This window comes from Pseudomonas sp. KH_050 (genome assembly GCF_057838875.1).
In genome coordinates this window covers 1,642,548-1,657,420 of record NZ_CM174478.1, presented here as the reverse complement: position 1 = coordinate 1,657,420, position 14,873 = coordinate 1,642,548, and the positions used below count along the sequence as shown (strand labels likewise).

16 protein-coding genes are annotated in these 14,873 nt (G+C 59.1%); 9 read left to right on the top strand and 7 right to left on the bottom strand.

What is annotated here, in order from left to right; all coding sequences use genetic code 11:
- Positions 1-29: 29 nt before the first annotated feature.
- Positions 30-1,394: a DNA recombination protein RmuC gene (locus tag AC3IUA_RS07640; RefSeq protein ID WP_489362269.1), complete on the bottom strand. Its 1,365-nt coding sequence runs from the start codon at positions 1,392-1,394 to the stop codon at positions 30-32.
- Positions 1,395-1,569: 175 nt separating this feature from the next.
- Entirely contained in the window at positions 1,570-1,893 is a 324-nt protein-coding gene (locus AC3IUA_RS07635) for a sel1 repeat family protein (protein WP_489359842.1), read from the bottom strand.
- A gap of 978 nt (positions 1,894-2,871) precedes the next feature.
- Here AC3IUA_RS07635 and AC3IUA_RS07630 point away from each other — a divergent pair.
- The 3 genes from AC3IUA_RS07630 (at position 2,872) to AC3IUA_RS07620 (ending at position 5,265) form a co-directional block, all read left to right on the top strand.
- Positions 2,872-3,096, top strand: coding sequence for a hypothetical protein (locus tag AC3IUA_RS07630; RefSeq protein ID WP_007898912.1), 225 nt, complete (start codon positions 2,872-2,874; stop codon positions 3,094-3,096).
- Positions 3,097-3,366: 270 nt separating this feature from the next.
- Positions 3,367-3,849, top strand: a complete 483-nt coding sequence (locus AC3IUA_RS07625; protein ID WP_489359841.1) for a hypothetical protein — start codon at positions 3,367-3,369, stop codon at positions 3,847-3,849.
- A 144-nt stretch (positions 3,850-3,993) separates the two neighbouring features.
- Positions 3,994-5,265 carry an OmpP1/FadL family transporter gene (locus AC3IUA_RS07620; protein WP_489359840.1) on the top strand — a complete coding sequence of 424 codons (1,272 nt, stop codon included), beginning with the start codon at positions 3,994-3,996 and terminating at the stop codon, positions 5,263-5,265.
- Positions 5,266-5,352: 87 nt separating this feature from the next.
- Here the strand turns inward: AC3IUA_RS07620 and AC3IUA_RS07615 are convergent, their stop codons facing one another.
- The 4 genes from AC3IUA_RS07615 to AC3IUA_RS07600 are packed head-to-tail and all read right to left on the bottom strand — an operon-like array spanning position 5,353 to position 7,744.
- Positions 5,353-5,904: a glutathione peroxidase gene (locus AC3IUA_RS07615; protein ID WP_489359839.1), complete on the bottom strand. Its 552-nt coding sequence runs from the start codon at positions 5,902-5,904 to the stop codon at positions 5,353-5,355.
- Between the two features lie 55 nt (positions 5,905-5,959).
- On the bottom strand, positions 5,960-6,082 hold the full coding sequence (locus tag AC3IUA_RS07610; RefSeq protein WP_489359838.1) for a hypothetical protein: 123 nt from the start codon (positions 6,080-6,082) through the stop codon (positions 5,960-5,962).
- A complete protein-coding gene (locus AC3IUA_RS07605; protein WP_489359837.1) occupies positions 6,079-7,287 on the bottom strand; it encodes an MFS transporter in 1,209 nt (402 codons plus the stop codon). Before AC3IUA_RS07605 ends, AC3IUA_RS07610 begins: the two co-directional genes overlap by 4 nt.
- A gap of 52 nt (positions 7,288-7,339) precedes the next feature.
- Positions 7,340-7,744, bottom strand: coding sequence for a MarR family winged helix-turn-helix transcriptional regulator (locus tag AC3IUA_RS07600; protein WP_489359836.1), 405 nt, complete (start codon positions 7,742-7,744; stop codon positions 7,340-7,342).
- A gap of 434 nt (positions 7,745-8,178) precedes the next feature.
- Between AC3IUA_RS07600 and AC3IUA_RS07595 the strand changes: the two genes are divergently transcribed.
- The 6 genes from AC3IUA_RS07595 (at position 8,179) to AC3IUA_RS07570 (ending at position 13,368) form a co-directional block, all read left to right on the top strand.
- On the top strand, positions 8,179-8,955 hold the full coding sequence (locus AC3IUA_RS07595; protein ID WP_489359835.1) for an ABC transporter substrate-binding protein: 777 nt from the start codon (positions 8,179-8,181) through the stop codon (positions 8,953-8,955).
- 92 nt (positions 8,956-9,047) lie between these two features.
- A complete protein-coding gene (locus AC3IUA_RS07590) occupies positions 9,048-9,737 on the top strand; it encodes an ABC transporter permease (RefSeq protein ID WP_489359834.1) in 690 nt (229 codons plus the stop codon).
- A 13-nt stretch (positions 9,738-9,750) separates the two neighbouring features.
- The gene (locus AC3IUA_RS07585) at positions 9,751-10,449 is read left to right on the top strand and encodes an ABC transporter permease (RefSeq protein ID WP_489359833.1); all 699 of its coding nucleotides are present in this window, start codon (positions 9,751-9,753) and stop codon (positions 10,447-10,449) included.
- A gap of 8 nt (positions 10,450-10,457) precedes the next feature.
- Positions 10,458-11,570: a succinylglutamate desuccinylase/aspartoacylase family protein gene (locus AC3IUA_RS07580; protein WP_489359832.1), complete on the top strand. Its 1,113-nt coding sequence runs from the start codon at positions 10,458-10,460 to the stop codon at positions 11,568-11,570.
- Positions 11,571-11,588: 18 nt separating this feature from the next.
- Positions 11,589-12,353 carry an ABC transporter ATP-binding protein gene (locus AC3IUA_RS07575; RefSeq protein ID WP_489359831.1) on the top strand — a complete coding sequence of 255 codons (765 nt, stop codon included), beginning with the start codon at positions 11,589-11,591 and terminating at the stop codon, positions 12,351-12,353.
- A gap of 103 nt (positions 12,354-12,456) precedes the next feature.
- Positions 12,457-13,368 (top strand): MurR/RpiR family transcriptional regulator, encoded by a 912-nt coding sequence (locus AC3IUA_RS07570; RefSeq protein WP_489359830.1) that lies wholly within the window; start codon positions 12,457-12,459, stop codon positions 13,366-13,368.
- A 773-nt stretch (positions 13,369-14,141) separates the two neighbouring features.
- On the opposite strand, the gene AC3IUA_RS07565 is transcribed toward AC3IUA_RS07570, so the two are convergent.
- Positions 14,142-14,873, bottom strand: a complete 732-nt coding sequence (locus AC3IUA_RS07565) for an adenosylcobinamide-GDP ribazoletransferase (protein WP_489359829.1) — start codon at positions 14,871-14,873, stop codon at positions 14,142-14,144.

The window sequence follows — 14,873 nt, the reverse complement described above, 5'->3', positions numbered from 1 at the left end:
GCCGCAGGCTGCGATCTTTTGATTTTCAATCAGTCCGGCAATTCCACCATCCCGTCCACATCGGTCATCGCCCGCTCCAGCAGGTCCGCCGGTAAGCTCTTGCTGGCCCGAGCGCCGAGTAACTTGAGCTGCTCGCTGCGGCTGATCAGATTGCCGCGGCCCTCTGTCAGTTTGTTGCGTGCCGCACTGTAGGCTTTGTCCAGTTGCTGCAAGCGATTGCCGACTTCGTCCAGGTCCTGGATGAACAACACGAACTTGTCGTACAGCCAGCCAGCACGCTCGGCGATTTCCCGTGCGTTCTGGCTCTGGCGCTCCTGCTTCCACAAGCTGTCGATGACCCGTAACGTTGCCAGCAAGGTGGTCGGGCTGACGATGACAATGTTGCGGTCGAAGGCTTCCTGAAACAGGTTCGGCTCCGCTTGCAATGCCGCCGAGAAAGCCGCTTCGATCGGCACGAAAAGCAGCACGAAATCCAGGCTGTGCAGGCCTTCCAAACGTTTGTAGTCTTTACCGGCCAGGCCTTTGACATGGTTGCGCAGCGACAGCACGTGCTGCTTCAACGCTACCTGGCCGATCACCTCATCATCGGCAGCCACGTACTGCTGATAAGCGGTGAGGCTGACCTTGGAATCGACCACTACCTGCTTGTCGCCCGGCAGCATGATCAGCACGTCTGGCTGAAAACGCTCGCCATCCGGGCCCTTGAGGCTGACTTGGGTCTGGTATTCGCGGCCCTTCTCCAGGCCCGCATGCTCAAGCACTCGCTCGAGAATCAACTCACCCCAGTTGCCTTGGGTTTTCTGGCCTTTGAGGGCCCGAGTCAGGTTGGTTGCCTCGTCACTCAGGCGCAGATTCAACTGCTGCAGACGCTCCAGTTCCCTGGCCAGGGAAAAGCGCTCGCGAGCTTCGGCCTGATAGCTTTCTTCAACGCGTTTTTCAAACGACTGGATGCGTTCTTTCAACGGATCGAGCAACTGCCCCAGGCGCTGCTGACTGGTTTCGGCAAAGCGCTGCTCGCGCTCATCGAAGATCTTCCCCGCCAGCTCCGCAAACTGTGCGCGCAGTTCATCCCGCGAGCCTTGCAGGTCGCTCAGGCGTTGTTGATGGCTTTCATGTTGCTCACGCAGCTCGGCACTCAGCGACGCTGCCTGAGCGTCCAGGCGGCGTAACTCGGCCTCTTTGCTGCTGCGCTCCAGACTCCAGGCGTGGGCCGCGTCGCGCGCGTTGTCACGCTCGATCTGTAACAGTTCGACCTCGCGACGAACCGCGGCCAGATCGGCTTGTTTAGTGGCATTGGCCTGGCTCAGGTCGCTGATTTCATCGCGGCTGGCATCGAGTTGGGCATTGAGCCCCTCTTGCGCCAGTTGGGCGGTGCTCAGACGTTCTTCGAGCAACGACAGCTCGGATTGCCGGGCACTCAGACGTTGCTGAGAGTGCCAGACCCACACCAATAGCGGCAGTGCAGCACCCGCCAGCCCCAGCAATACGCTGGTCAAGTCCATAGCCATAACCACTCCTGCCGTTGGGATAAAGCCTGAAGGTTAAACAAGGCGTGGGGCCAGGAACAGCTCAGTCTTCGATATGACCCAGTTCGCGCTGGGCACACCGATCACCTGCGCGAGCGGCCTGGCGCAGCAGATCATGACCAATCCGCCGATCCCGGGCACTGCCGCATTCGCGATACATCAATTGCCCCAGGCGACTTTGCGCAGCGATCACGCCCTCGCGGGCCGGCTGCTTGAGCAAACGTCCGGCGAAGTGTTTGATATTCCGGTTATCGCCCAGGCACGGGCTGTCGAGCAGCCACATGGCGACACGCAGTGACAGCCGTTTGGGTGGGCTAACACCTGGAGGTATGGAGGTAGCATCGGATGGTACTGAGCGAAACTTCATAAAGCACTGTGGGGTAGATCGGAAGGCGCGCCACTCTACTCCTTTTTTCGTACGGGTAAAGCCGAAAAAAATCCTGCACGCCCGTGCTAGAGCAAGCGCTTGGGACAATCCACAGAAGCTGTGGATAACTCAGTGGACAACCGTCCTGCAACTCGCTCAAACCCCCATGGAACGGGGCCCGCAGTCAAACTGACGATTTTTTCACCAGTAAAAAAAAACGATGTTTTTCATTGACTTAAAATTTTTCAGAAGGCAGAGACCTGCTGTAAGGCTGAAGTGACAGGGGTGTAACACGCCGCGCATCTATTGTGCACAAGTGCCCGGGAAGCAGTTATATGAGCACAGTTTTTTGGCACGTTTTACAGGAGAAAACCGACGGCAGACCGTGACCGTAGTACCTTCCAACTGCCGCCATTACATCCACTCGGAGCCTTGTATCGGCCAGATTCTGTGCTATCTGGATCGCCCTGCGCGGGCCTGAATCCGTACCGATTTTTTGCCGAACACGGTTTTTTTGCTTGGCACGCTTCCATTCTGAAATTCAATCCGTTACTATCCGCGGCGTTAGTACCAAGCTGAAAGTCAATTACGGTCGAACAAGTCCCCCGGTATACCTTCCCTGAAGAGAAGCTTCTACCGACAACACGGGATCGACCACCTCGATGGTTTCCAGGTAAAACTTGCGGCGACACTGCCTTTGATCGAAAGCAAAGGGTGTTGCGAAGTGCTCATACTCTGACCGAACCAACCTGCAGATTGATCAGGATCTACACCCTGGGCCCAGAACCTTTGCCCTTGATGTGCTGCCTGCCCTCCTAAGTACCTACCTGCCAGCCCAAGCGCGCAAAAATCATAGCGCTTCTAACTGGCTGCTTTGTTCCAGTCAGGTTCTTCGTTCGACCAACGGTGGTCGACGTTACTGGAACGTTTTAACGTTGCACGGTTCTTATCCGTGTCATTTGTAGGAACACCATAACCATGTCTACTCAAATTCACACTCAGGATGCCATCCGCACCCTCACCAACGCTTTTGCTCCAATGAACTGCCTGATCATGGCCGCTCGCAAAGGCTGCTTCAGCTTCACCCTGGTCAACGAACACGGCATCGCTCGTCACAGCGAACGCCTGTACCCCGATCAATACTCCAGCGCCGAGCCGCTGCAGGCCGTGATCGAGCGTACCCGTCAGGCACTGGTTGCCTGATACGCCAGAACGCTGAAAATACAAAACCCTGCCTCAACAGCAGGGTTTTTTATTGCCTGAAGTTTCTGCTCCTGCCGGACCGGCTTAAGCACCAACAGATATAACGATTATAACTCGAAGCCGGAAATATTTTAAAAACAGTCCTTTACAGCACGAATATGACACTACACTTCAACTCAAGCGGCATGAACCGCTTACGGCGAGACTGAACTTCCCCACTGCTGCCAAGCCGCTCAGATCTCGCCACTAATTCACCGTCTGGAGGGCTGTATGGGTATCGCCGCCAGCGAGCTGTGCCGTTATGTGATCCGCCCGACTCTGATCTATCTCGGGTGCCACAGCCCGACCGCCGAATCACTGCTACTGGGTATTGCCGCCAGCCAATCGGCACTCGGTTCCGCCCTGCATGACCGCCGTGGACACGGCCTGTACCGGATTGCCGAACCCCGTCATCAGGCCCTCTGGGACCACTATCTGGCCCTCGATCCCGAGCGTGCCAGCCTGGTTCGCGGCCTTGCCAGTCAACATGCCTTTCTCAGCGGACCGCACCTGGAGCTCACGGTCAACCTGCGTTACGCCACTGCCATCGCCTGGCTGCTGGTGGAAGAACAAAACACCCCCCTCCCTGAAGCGGATGATCTGCTTGCAATGGCCAGAATCTGGCGGCAGACATTTCACCCTCAAGGGCGCCTGAGAGACTTCACTTGCGCCTGGCAAACCTGCATATCCCCGCCTAATCAAATCGCCTGCTGATCGGTGAATTCGCAACATCGCTAAAAAACCGGAAACCTGGTCCGATTGTCCTACAAAACCGCTCTATCTCAAGCGATACAGCCTATAGCGCTGGAGCGAAAATGTTGGTAATTTTCGCGCCGGTGATCACCAGGAGTTCTAATAATGAAAAAAGTAATGCTCAAAACCACGCTAAGCCTTGCCGTTACGTTGGCATCCACCCAGATCTTCGCAAGTGGCTTTGCCGTCAACGAACAAAGCATCAGCGGGATGGGCACTGGATTCGCCGGGCGATCTTCTTCTGCCGATGATGCAAGTACAGTTTTTGGCAACCCTGCCGGCATGTCGCGCCTCAAGCGTGAACAAGTCACCGGTGGTGTCGCCGCGATCGATGCCCATACCGACATCAACGACGCCAGCTCCAGCCCTAACAGCGGCAGCAACAAAGGCGACATGGTGCCGCTGATTGCCGTGCCGATGGGTTACTACGTCAAGCCAATCGACGATCACTGGGCTGTAGGTTTCGGCATGTACGCGCCGTTCGGACTGGTGACCGACTACGAAAATAATTTCGCCGGTCGATATTTCGGCAGCAAAAGCGAAGTCACAGTCATAACCCTGCAACCGACCATCAGCTATGCGTTCAATGACAAGGTTTCCATCGGCTTCGGTCCGACCATCAACCGTATTGACGGCTCCCTGGAATCCAATCTGTCAATTACCCAGGACAGGCCGGATGGCAAGGTCAAGATCGAGGGTGATGACACCGCGCTGGGCTTCAACGCCGGCGTCCTGGTGCAAGCCACCGACAGCACTCGCGTCGGCCTGACCTATCACTCGAAAGTGAATTACAAACTCGAAGGCAACACCAAGGTGAACTATGGCCTGCTGGGCCTGATCGGTCAGAACAGCAGCCAGAAGTATGACGCCTCGCTGGATATCACCACCCCCGAGTCGGTGGACTTCTCGGTCACCCACGCGCTGAACGACCAGTGGACCCTCTACGCAGGCAGCACCTGGACCCGCTGGAGCCGCCTGAAAGACATCACCGTCGAGAACACGGGCGTGCCAACGATTCTGGCGGGCCAATTCGGGACCATTACCGAAGAGCAGAACTGGCACAACACCTGGGCTCATGCCATTGGCGCGTCCTATCAGCTGAACAAGCAATGGGTACTGCGCGGCGGTCTGTCGGTTGACCAGGCGCCAACCAACAACGTCGACCGCTCTCCGCGAATCCCGACGGGTGACCGCAAGGCCTTCAGCCTCGGCGCCGGCTGGAGCCCGACTGATGATCTGACCATTGACCTCGCCTACTCCTACCTCAAGGAAGACGATGCCAAGATCAACAACAGCAACAATCGTGGCCAGTCGTACCACGCCAAGTATGAAAATACGGCCAATGGCTTCGGTGTAGGCGCAACCTACAGGTTCTGATTCCCTTTGATCCTGAACGACTCGCCAACCGCAGCAAAAAAAGCCCCGCTCTCTGTTTCAGAGGCGGGGCTTTTCAATGGGCGTCGATCAGGGTTTTGAAGCCAGGGCCTGTTCCACCGCTTCGATAAACTCTGGATTATCGGGCTTGGTCAGGCTGGAAAAGTTGGCAATCACCTTGCCACGACGGTCGACCACGTACTTGTAGAAATTCCATTTCGGCGCACTGCTCTGTTGCGCCAGTATCTTGAACAAATGAGTCGCGTCCGGACCACGGACTTTTTGTGGTTCGGTCATGGTGAAGGTCACGCCGTAATTCACATAACAGACCTTCGCTGTCTCGGCACCGTCCCTGGCCTCCTGTTTGAAGTCATTGGAGGGCACGCCGACCAACTCCAGGCCTTGCTCCTTGTAGACTTGATACAGCGCCTCGAGCCCCTTGAACTGTGGGGCGAAGCCACAGAAGCTGGCGGTATTGACCACCACCAGCGGCTTGCCGGCAAAGCGCTCGCACAGATCGATGGATTCCTTGGCATGCAACTTGGGCAATGAGCCTTGCAACAGCGGCGGGCACTCGGCCGCGAGTGCCGTACCGCCGAATGCCACAAGTAGAGCTGGAACCGCAAGCCAGCGCATCAGCATGTTCAGTGTCCTTGAAAGGTCGTCAGGCTACGAAGTTACTCGCCAAAAGGCGCGCCTAGCAAGCACCCATGCCCAATTGCATCAGCGCCAGGCCGCCCTGCTGCCAGCCCCACCAGGCCAACGCCAGGAGCATGGCGCCGAGCCCCAGGCCGACACACCACGGCCAGATCCTGTTCATGCTGCACTGGCCTGCGCCTGCAGACGCGCAACCGGACGTTCACGTACCGGCCAGTTCAACGCAGCAGCCAGCAGGCTCAAGAGAATCGCCGCCTGCCAGATCAGGTCATAGCTGCCGGTTTGGTCATAGACAACCCCGCCCAGCCAACCGCCGAGGAACGAACCCAGCTGGTGAAAGAGGAACACGATGCCGCCGAGCATGGACAGATTTCGCACGCCGAATAGCGTCGCCACCGTGCCATTGGTCAAGGGCACGGTCGACAGCCACAAGAAGCCCATGGCCATACCAAACAGATAAGCGCTGACCTGGGTTACCGGCGCCCACAGGAATAGCCCGATCACCACCGCGCGCAGCAGGTACAGACCGGTCAGCAGGCGTGGCTTGGACATCCGCCCACCGAGCCAGCCAGCGGTATAGGTACCGAAGATATTGAACAGGCCGATCAGCGCCAATACCGTGGTGCCGGTCGCTGCCGGTAGATGCTGGTCCACCAGGTAGGCCGGCAAATGCACGCCGATAAACACCACCTGAAAGCCACAGACAAAAAAACCGAACGCCAGCAACCAGAAGCCGGAGTGCGAGCAGGCCTCGCGCAAGGCTTCGGACAAGGTCTGCTCATGGCCGGCCAGCGGCAGTGGATTGTCCTTGAGCATGCCCACCAGCGGCACGATCAACGCCACCAGCAGACCCAGCACCAGCAGAGCCGCCGACCAGCCAAGCCAGCCGATCAACCCGAGGGTCCCCGGCAACATGGCGAACTGCCCAAAAGAACCGGCGGCACTGGCGATACCCATGGCCATGCTGCGTTTTTCGGGAGCAACGGCGCGCCCGACTACGCCCAGAATCACCGAAAACGAGGTCCCCGACAGGCCGATGCCGATCAGCAAGCCAGCGCTCAGCGATAGCGACCAGGCCGAGTCAGACAGCCCCATGAAGACCAACCCAAGGGCGTACAACACCCCACCGATCAGCACGACTTTCGCCGCACCGAAACGGTCGGCCAGCGCACCGGTGAAGGGTTGCGCCAGGCCCCAGATCAGGTTCTGCAAGGCGATGGCAAATGCAAACACCTCTCGCCCCCAGCCGAAATCGGCACTCATTGGCGCCAGAAACAGCCCGAAGCCATGCCGCACGCCCAAGGACAATGCCAGGATCAGCGCACTCCCGAGAAGAACCCAACCGCTGGTACGCCACATCGATGTCATTGTTGCTCTCCGATAACGGGTATATACCCGCTTATGTTCGTACTTAATGCCTTCAGGCAAGTTCGTCCAGCAAGGCCAGTAAGGTTTCGCGCTTCTCTGCACCCAATCGTTCGATCAAACGTTGTTGCGCCGCTTCCCATGCCGGCAACGCCGCCGCCAGTCGCTCTCGCCCGGCCTCGGTGAGCAACACCACGCGATTGCGATGATCCTCACCTTCGACCAGGGTCACCAATCCTTCGCCCTCCAGCACCCGCAAGTTGCGACCCAGAGTGCTGCGGTCCAGGCCCATGGCGTGCGCCAGGGTCGAAATACTCGGCTGATCCAGGCGTTGCAAATTGCACAGCAAAGAATACTGCGCAACGTTGATCCCGAAGCCGTCGAGAGCGCCGTCGTAATGCCTGCTGACGCCTCGAGCGGCGCGACGCAGGTTGGTACACAAACATTGGGAAGGAAGCATGGTGCGTGTATATACCTGCGGTTGCCGGAAAGCAAGTTTCAATTGCTCCAGAGTAACCCTCGCGACGACCAATTCCCATAATCAAGCCTGGTGTCGGCTAATGACACCCTCTCTCCCGCGCCTGTCGAACGGCTGCACTGACAAACGGTCGGGCGTCGCCATTCGGGCCTTGAAAACCTTGTTCGATCAGGTTCTGCGCATCCCTTCCACGGCCGATTGGCTCGTTGACGAGCTTTCGCGACGACACAAACATTTTCATTAAATTGATTTATGAAATAAAACGTGTCATTTATAGCCCTGACAGAACATCAGGAGCGATCCAGCGAGGCAGATGGCAGGCACACACCCTCGTCACCGCTGCTCTCCCGAAAGCGCTCATGCCGAGTCATTTCGGGTGTCGACCACCCAAACGCCCCAACACAGGAGTCAACAATATGAACAAGACAGAACTTCTAGGTGCTCTGGCACTTTGCGCCTTCAGCCTCTTCGCCCACGCCGACGAAGACAGCCTGCGGATCGGGATCGAGGCCGCTTACCCGCCGTTCTCCTTCAAGACTCCGGAAGGCAACGTCAGCGGTTTCGACTACGACATCGGCAACGCCTTGTGCGAAGAGATGAAGGTCAAATGCGAATGGGTGATCCAGGAATTCGACGGCATGATCCCCTCGCTCAAAGTGCGCAAGATCGATGCGGTGCTGTCGTCGATGTCGATCACTGAGGATCGGCTGAAGTCCGTCGACTTCAGCAAAAAGTACTACCACACCCCGGGCAAGTTCACGATGAAGGCCGGCAACGTGATCAACGACCCTCTGGTTGATCTCAAAGGCAAGAAAGTCGGGGTGCAACGCTCCTCGACCTACGACCGTTTCGCCACCGAGCAACTGGTGAAAGCCGGGGTCGAGGTGGTGCGCTACTCGGCCCAGAATGAAGCCTTCCTCGACCTGGTCTCGGGTCGCCTCGACGCCACCCTCGCCGACATCGTCAACACCGATGAAAGCTTTATCAAAACCCCGGCCGGCAAGGGGTTCGCGCTGGTAGGGCCAGACATCAACGACCCGAAATACTTCGGTCGTGGCGCCGGGATCGCCGTGCGTAAAGGCGATAGCGCCAACGCTGCGCGCCTGAGCAGCGCGATTGACGCCATCCGCGCCAATGGCAAGTACCAGCAAGTGATGGCCAAGTACTTCGCCTTCGATATCTACGGCCAATAAGCGTTTAACCGTAACCCCGGCGCCAGCCCGTTGCAGGCGCCGTCTTTGGCTTGTCCCGCGCGCCTTGCGGCGCTCGTTTGAGGAACTTCATCATGCTTCACGGCTACGGATCGAGCATTCTCGATGGCGCCTGGCTGACTATTAACCTGGCCCTGACCTCCATGGCCATGGCCATTGCTTTAGGCCTGATCGGTGCTGCGTTTCGGCTATCGCCGCTCAAATGGCTGGCGATGCTGGGCGAAGGCTATACCACCCTTATTCGCGGCATCCCTGATCTGGTGTTGATCCTGCTGATCTTCTACGGTGGCCAGGACCTGGTGAACCGCATTGCCCTGGCGCTGGGCTACACCCGCTATATCGACATCAATCCGTTTATCGCCGGTGTCTGCACCATGGGCTTCATTTTCGGCGCTTATCTCTCGGAAACCTTTCGCGGCGCCTTTATGGCGATTCCCAAAGGCCAGGGCGAGGCTGGCGCCGCCTATGGCATGAGCAGCGCGCAGGTGTTCTGGCGGATTCTGGTGCCACAGATGATTCGTTTCGCCATTCCCGGTTTCACCAACAACTGGCTGGTGCTGACCAAATCCACCGCGCTGATCTCGGTGATCGGCTTGCAGGACATGATGTTCAAGGCCAAGAACGCAGCGGATGCGACCCACGAGCCGTTTACCTTTTTCCTCGCGGTGGCGGCGCTTTATCTGATGCTGACCAGCCTGTCGTTGCTGGTGCTGCGTTATCTGGAAAAACACTACTCGGTCGGCATCAAAGCCGCCGAGCTGTGATTGGAGCGAACCCATGATTCTCGACTACAACGTGATTTGGGAAAATCTGCCGCTGTATTTCAACGGCGCCTTGCTGACCCTCAAGGTGCTGCTGATTTCCCTGGCTATTGGCCTGGTGCTGGCGATTCCCTTGGCGTTGATGCGGGTCTCCCGCTCACCGCTGATCAACTTCCCCGCCTGGCTTTACACCTACGTGATTCGCGGCACGCCGATGCTGGTGCAGTTGTTCCTCATCTACTACGGCCTGGCGCAGTTCGAAGCGGTACGTCAGAGCGTGCTGTGGCCGTATCTGTCCAGCGCGACCTTTTGTGCCTGCCTGGCCTTCGCGATCAACACCAGTGCCTACAGCGCGGAACTACTGGCCGGCAGCCTGAAATCCACGGCCCACGGCGAGATCGAAGCCGCAAGAGCCATGGGCATGTCACGCTTTACCCTGTATCGGCGGATTCTCCTGCCGTCGGCCTTGCGCCGGGCACTGCCGCAATACAGCAACGAAGTGCTGATGATGCTGCAGACCACCAGCCTGGCGTCCATCGTCACTCTGGTGGACATCACCGGGGCGGCACGCACGGTCAGCGCGCGGTTCTATCTGCCGTTCGAGGCATTCATCACCGCGGGCCTGATCTACCTGGTCCTGACCTTCATCCTGGTTCGTCTGTTCAAGCTGGCCGAGCGCCGCTGGCTGGCGTACCTGGCACCACGCAAGCACTAAGGAATTTTATGCAGCACATTCAATACCTGTTGCCGTGGAGTGCCTCGGGCACTGAGCGGCATCTATCGCTGTTTCGTTTTGGCAGCGGCCCGCGCAAGGCCTATATCCAGGCCTCCTTGCATGCCGACGAGCTGCCGGGCATGCGCGTCGCCGTCGAACTCAAGCGCCGCCTGCGCGAGCTGGAAGAGCAAGGCCGGCTGACCGGAGTGATCGAATTGGTGCCGATGGCCAATCCGATCGGGATCGGACAGATGTTCCAGGCCACCCACCAGGGTCGTTTCGAGTTCTCCAGCGGCAAGAACTTCAATCGCGACTTCCCGGAACTGGCCGACGCCGTGGCGCCGCTGCTGGAAGGCCGCCTGGGCGAGGATGCCAACGCCAACGTCGCACTGATCCGCAGTGCCATGGCCGAGGTCATCCGCGACCTGCCTGCGCCTACCTCGGAACTCGATGGCCTGCGTCGCCTGCTGTTACAACATGCCTGCGACGCCGATCTGGTGCTGGACCTGCACTGCGACTTCGAGTCGATCATGCTGCTCTACGCCATGCCGCAAAACTGGCCACGCCTGCGTTCATTAGCCGCGCGCCTGGAAGCGGGTGCCGCGCTGCTGGCCGAGGGCGCGGGTGGCAATGCCTTCGATGAAGCCTGCGCAATCCCCTGGTTACAACTGGCCGAGCGTTTTGCCCAGGCCACTATTCCGCTGGCGTGTGTGGCCACCACCATCGAATTGCGCGGCATGGCTGACACCGATCGCGAGCAGTGCGTGGATAGCGCGCAGGCCATTCTCGGCTATCTCGCCGAGCAGGGCCTGATCAGCGGTGACTGGCCGGCCGCTCCAGCGACCTGTTGTGAAGCGACGCCGTTCGCCGGTGCGCAGTACGCCTATGCCCCGCATCCGGGCGTGGTGAGTTTTCTGCAACCGGTGGGTGCCAGGGTCAAGGTCGGCGATCCGCTGTTCGAAGTGCTTGATCCACTGACCGATCGCCACAGCGTTGTGTGCGCCAGTACCGACGGCGTCCTGTATGCCCGCGAACGCCTGCGTTTTGCCCAGCCCGGCCTGTGGCTGGCCAAAGTGGCCGGCAGTACCCCTATTCGCCAGGGTCGCTTGCTCAGCGACTGATTCCAGAGAGTGGAAACCATGTACAAACTTGAAGTTCAGGATCTGCACAAAAGCTACGGCACCCACGAAGTGCTCAAGGGCGTGTCTCTGGAGGCGAAAGCCGGCGACGTGATCAGCATCATCGGCTCCAGCGGCTCGGGCAAGAGCACTTTCCTGCGTTGCATCAACCTGCTGGAGCAACCCAACGCGGGCAACATCCTGCTCAACGGCGAACAACTCAAGCTGGTGACCAACAAACTCGGCGGGCTCAAGGCCGCCGAGCCCAAACAGTTGCAACGCATGCGTTCGCGCCTGGCAATGGTGTTCCAGCACTTCAATCTCTGGTCCCACATGAACGCCCTGGAAAACGTCATGGAGGCTCCGGTGCATGTACTGGGTATGGACAAGAAGGAAGCCAGGGAAAAGGCCGAGCACTACCTGAACAAGGTCGGCGTGGCACACCGCATGGACGCCTTTCCGGCGCATATGTCGGGCGGCGAGCAGCAGCGTGTGGCGATTGCCCGGGCGCTGGCCATGGAACCGGAAGTGATGCTGTTCGATGAACCGACGTCGGCCCTCGACCCCGAGTTGGTCGGCGAAGTGCTCAAGGTTATGCAGGATCTCGCCCTGGAAGGCCGCACCATGGTAGTCGTGACCCATGAAATGGGCTTTGCTCGCGAGGTCTCGAATCAGCTGGTGTTCCTCCATAAGGGCCAGGTCGAAGAGCGCGGAAACCCCCGCGAAGTGCTGGTAAAGCCTCAGTCCGAGCGTCTGCAGCAGTTCCTGGCCGGCAGCTTGAAGTAACCCGCCGGCCTTGCGCCGACCCTTGGTTCAGCGCTCTACACCAAGGGTCGGCTTCGGATACACTCCAGCCCTCCTTATGTCATCAGGAAATGTTGATCCGGATATGCCGAGCCCCTCGAAAAACACCACGGTTTATGCCGCACCGGTGATGCGCAAACTGGCGGAAATCGTTGCCGATCTGCAGCCTTCGCTGCGCAAGGTAGCGGACTTCATCCTGCGTCATCCGCTGCGGGCGGCGACCCTGACCATCGAAGAGATGGCCCAGGAAACCGCCACCTCGCCGGCGGCGGTCAATCGCCTGGCCAAGGCGCTGAACCTGGGGGGCTACACCGGCATGAAAGCCGAACTGGTGGCGACCCTGCAACAGATGGTGTCGCCGGTCGATAAACTGCGCAACGAACTGGCGCACCGCCCCGGTGGTGCATTCGGCCTGCATGAGCAAATCCAGATCGCCAGCAGCAACCTTACCACCACCGACACCAACAACCATCCAGACACCTTTGAAGCCTTCGTCAGCAGCCTGATCCAGGCCCGCAAGATCTATATCCTGGGCTTTGGTAACAGCGTCTATTTTGCCGGCCTCGCGGCTTCGACCCTGATGCCCTTCTGTGCCGATGCCACCGCCATCAGCATGGAGGGCGGCAACGAGAACGCCGCCTACCGCCTGGCGGCGATCACTGATCAGGACGTACTGCTGGCGATCTCGCTGCCGCGCTACTCGCTCGACACCTTGCAGCTCGCACGTTTTGCCCATGAACGTGGCGCCTCGGTACTGGCGATCACCGACTCACCCGCGTCCCCCCTGACCCCGATTGCCCGGCACGTGCTATTTGCCCAGGCCGACCACCCGGTATTGACCAGCTCCAATATCGCCGTACTCGCGTTGATCGAAGGCTTGGTCGCGGGAGTGATGGCGCGCAATAAAGAAGCAGTGAAGCTGGCGACCGAATTGACCGAAAGCGTGATGTCTTACCTGCATATGCCAGACAGCAGCAAGTCGTCGAAAAAGCGCTAGGCGTACGCGATCTTTTGATCTTGCTTCCGGGCCATCTTCAGAACCGCCCAAGAAGCAGTGAAGCTGGCGACCGAATTGACCGAAAGCGTGATGTCTTACCTGCATATGCCAGACAGCAGCAAGTCGTCGAAAAAGCGCTAGGCGTACGCGATCTTTTGATCTTGCTTCCGGGCCATCTTCAGAACCGCCCAAAGATCGCAGGCTGCGCCAGCTCCTACGCCGGTCCTGCACACCCGTGATGTTGTGCAGGTAAACCAATCCTGTGTAGGAGCTGCCGAAGGCTGCGATCTTTTGATCTTGCTTCCGGGCCATCTCCAGAACCGCCCAAAGATCGCAGGCTGCGCCAGCGCCTACGCCGATCCTGCACACCCGTGATGTTGTGCAGGTAAACCAATCCCGTGTAGGCGCTGCCGAAGGCTGCAATCTTTTGATCTTGCTTCCGGGCCATCTCCAGAACCGCCCAAAGATCGCAGGCTGCGCCAGCGCCTACGCCGATCCTGCACACCCGTGATGTTGTGCAGGTAAACCTATCCTGTGTAGGCGCTGCCGAAGGCTGCGATCTTTTGATCTTGCTTCCGGGCCATCTCCAGAACCGCCCAAAGATCGCAGGCTGCGCCAGCTCCTACGCCGGTCCTGCACACCCGTGATGTTGCGCAGGTAAACCAATTCTGCGTAGGAGCTGCCGAAGGCTGCGATCTTTTGATCTTGCTTCCGAGCCATCTCCAGAACCGCCCAAAGATCGCAGGCTGCGCCAGCGCCTACCCGAGAAGCTTTCAGACCAGCGCCAACCCCACCAGCACCAACACTTCCAGCAACTCCAGCAGCGCTCCGGCGGTATCTCCCGTGGTCCCGCCCAGGCGCTTGAGCATCACTTGCCGCAACCAGAAGAACCCCACCACCGCCAGCACCACGGCAAACACACCGCTCCACCCGGCAATCAGCACACAGACCAGCGCACTCAGCAGCAACACCTGTTTCCCGGCCAGACGCGGCAGGTGATCAGCCAGCGCCTGGCCCAGCCCGCCGGGTCGCACGTATGGCGTGGTGAGGAACAAGCCGAGCATTGCGCTGCGGCCAAGCAATGGCGCCAACAGCAAGGCCGCGCTGTGCTGCTGTTCGACCAGCGCCAGCAGCGCGGTGAATTTGAGCAACAGCACCAGCACCAGCGTGACCACGGCAATCGGTCCGCTGCGCGGGTCTTTCATGATGGTCAGGGTTCGTTCACGGTCGCCAAAACCACCGAGCCAGGCATCGGCACTGTCAGCCAGACCATCGAGATGCAACCCGCCGCTGAGCACTACCCAGGCGCTCAGCAGCAACGCCGCATGCAATAACAACGGAGTTCCCGCGAGCAGCCAATTCAGCGCCCACAACAGCCCGCCGAACAGCAATCCCACCAGTGGATAACACAGCAACGAACGCCCCAGCTCCTGCGGCTGCGGCATCCCCGGCAGACGAATCGGCAAGCTGCTGAGAAATTGCAGGGCGATCCAGAAAGGCAACAT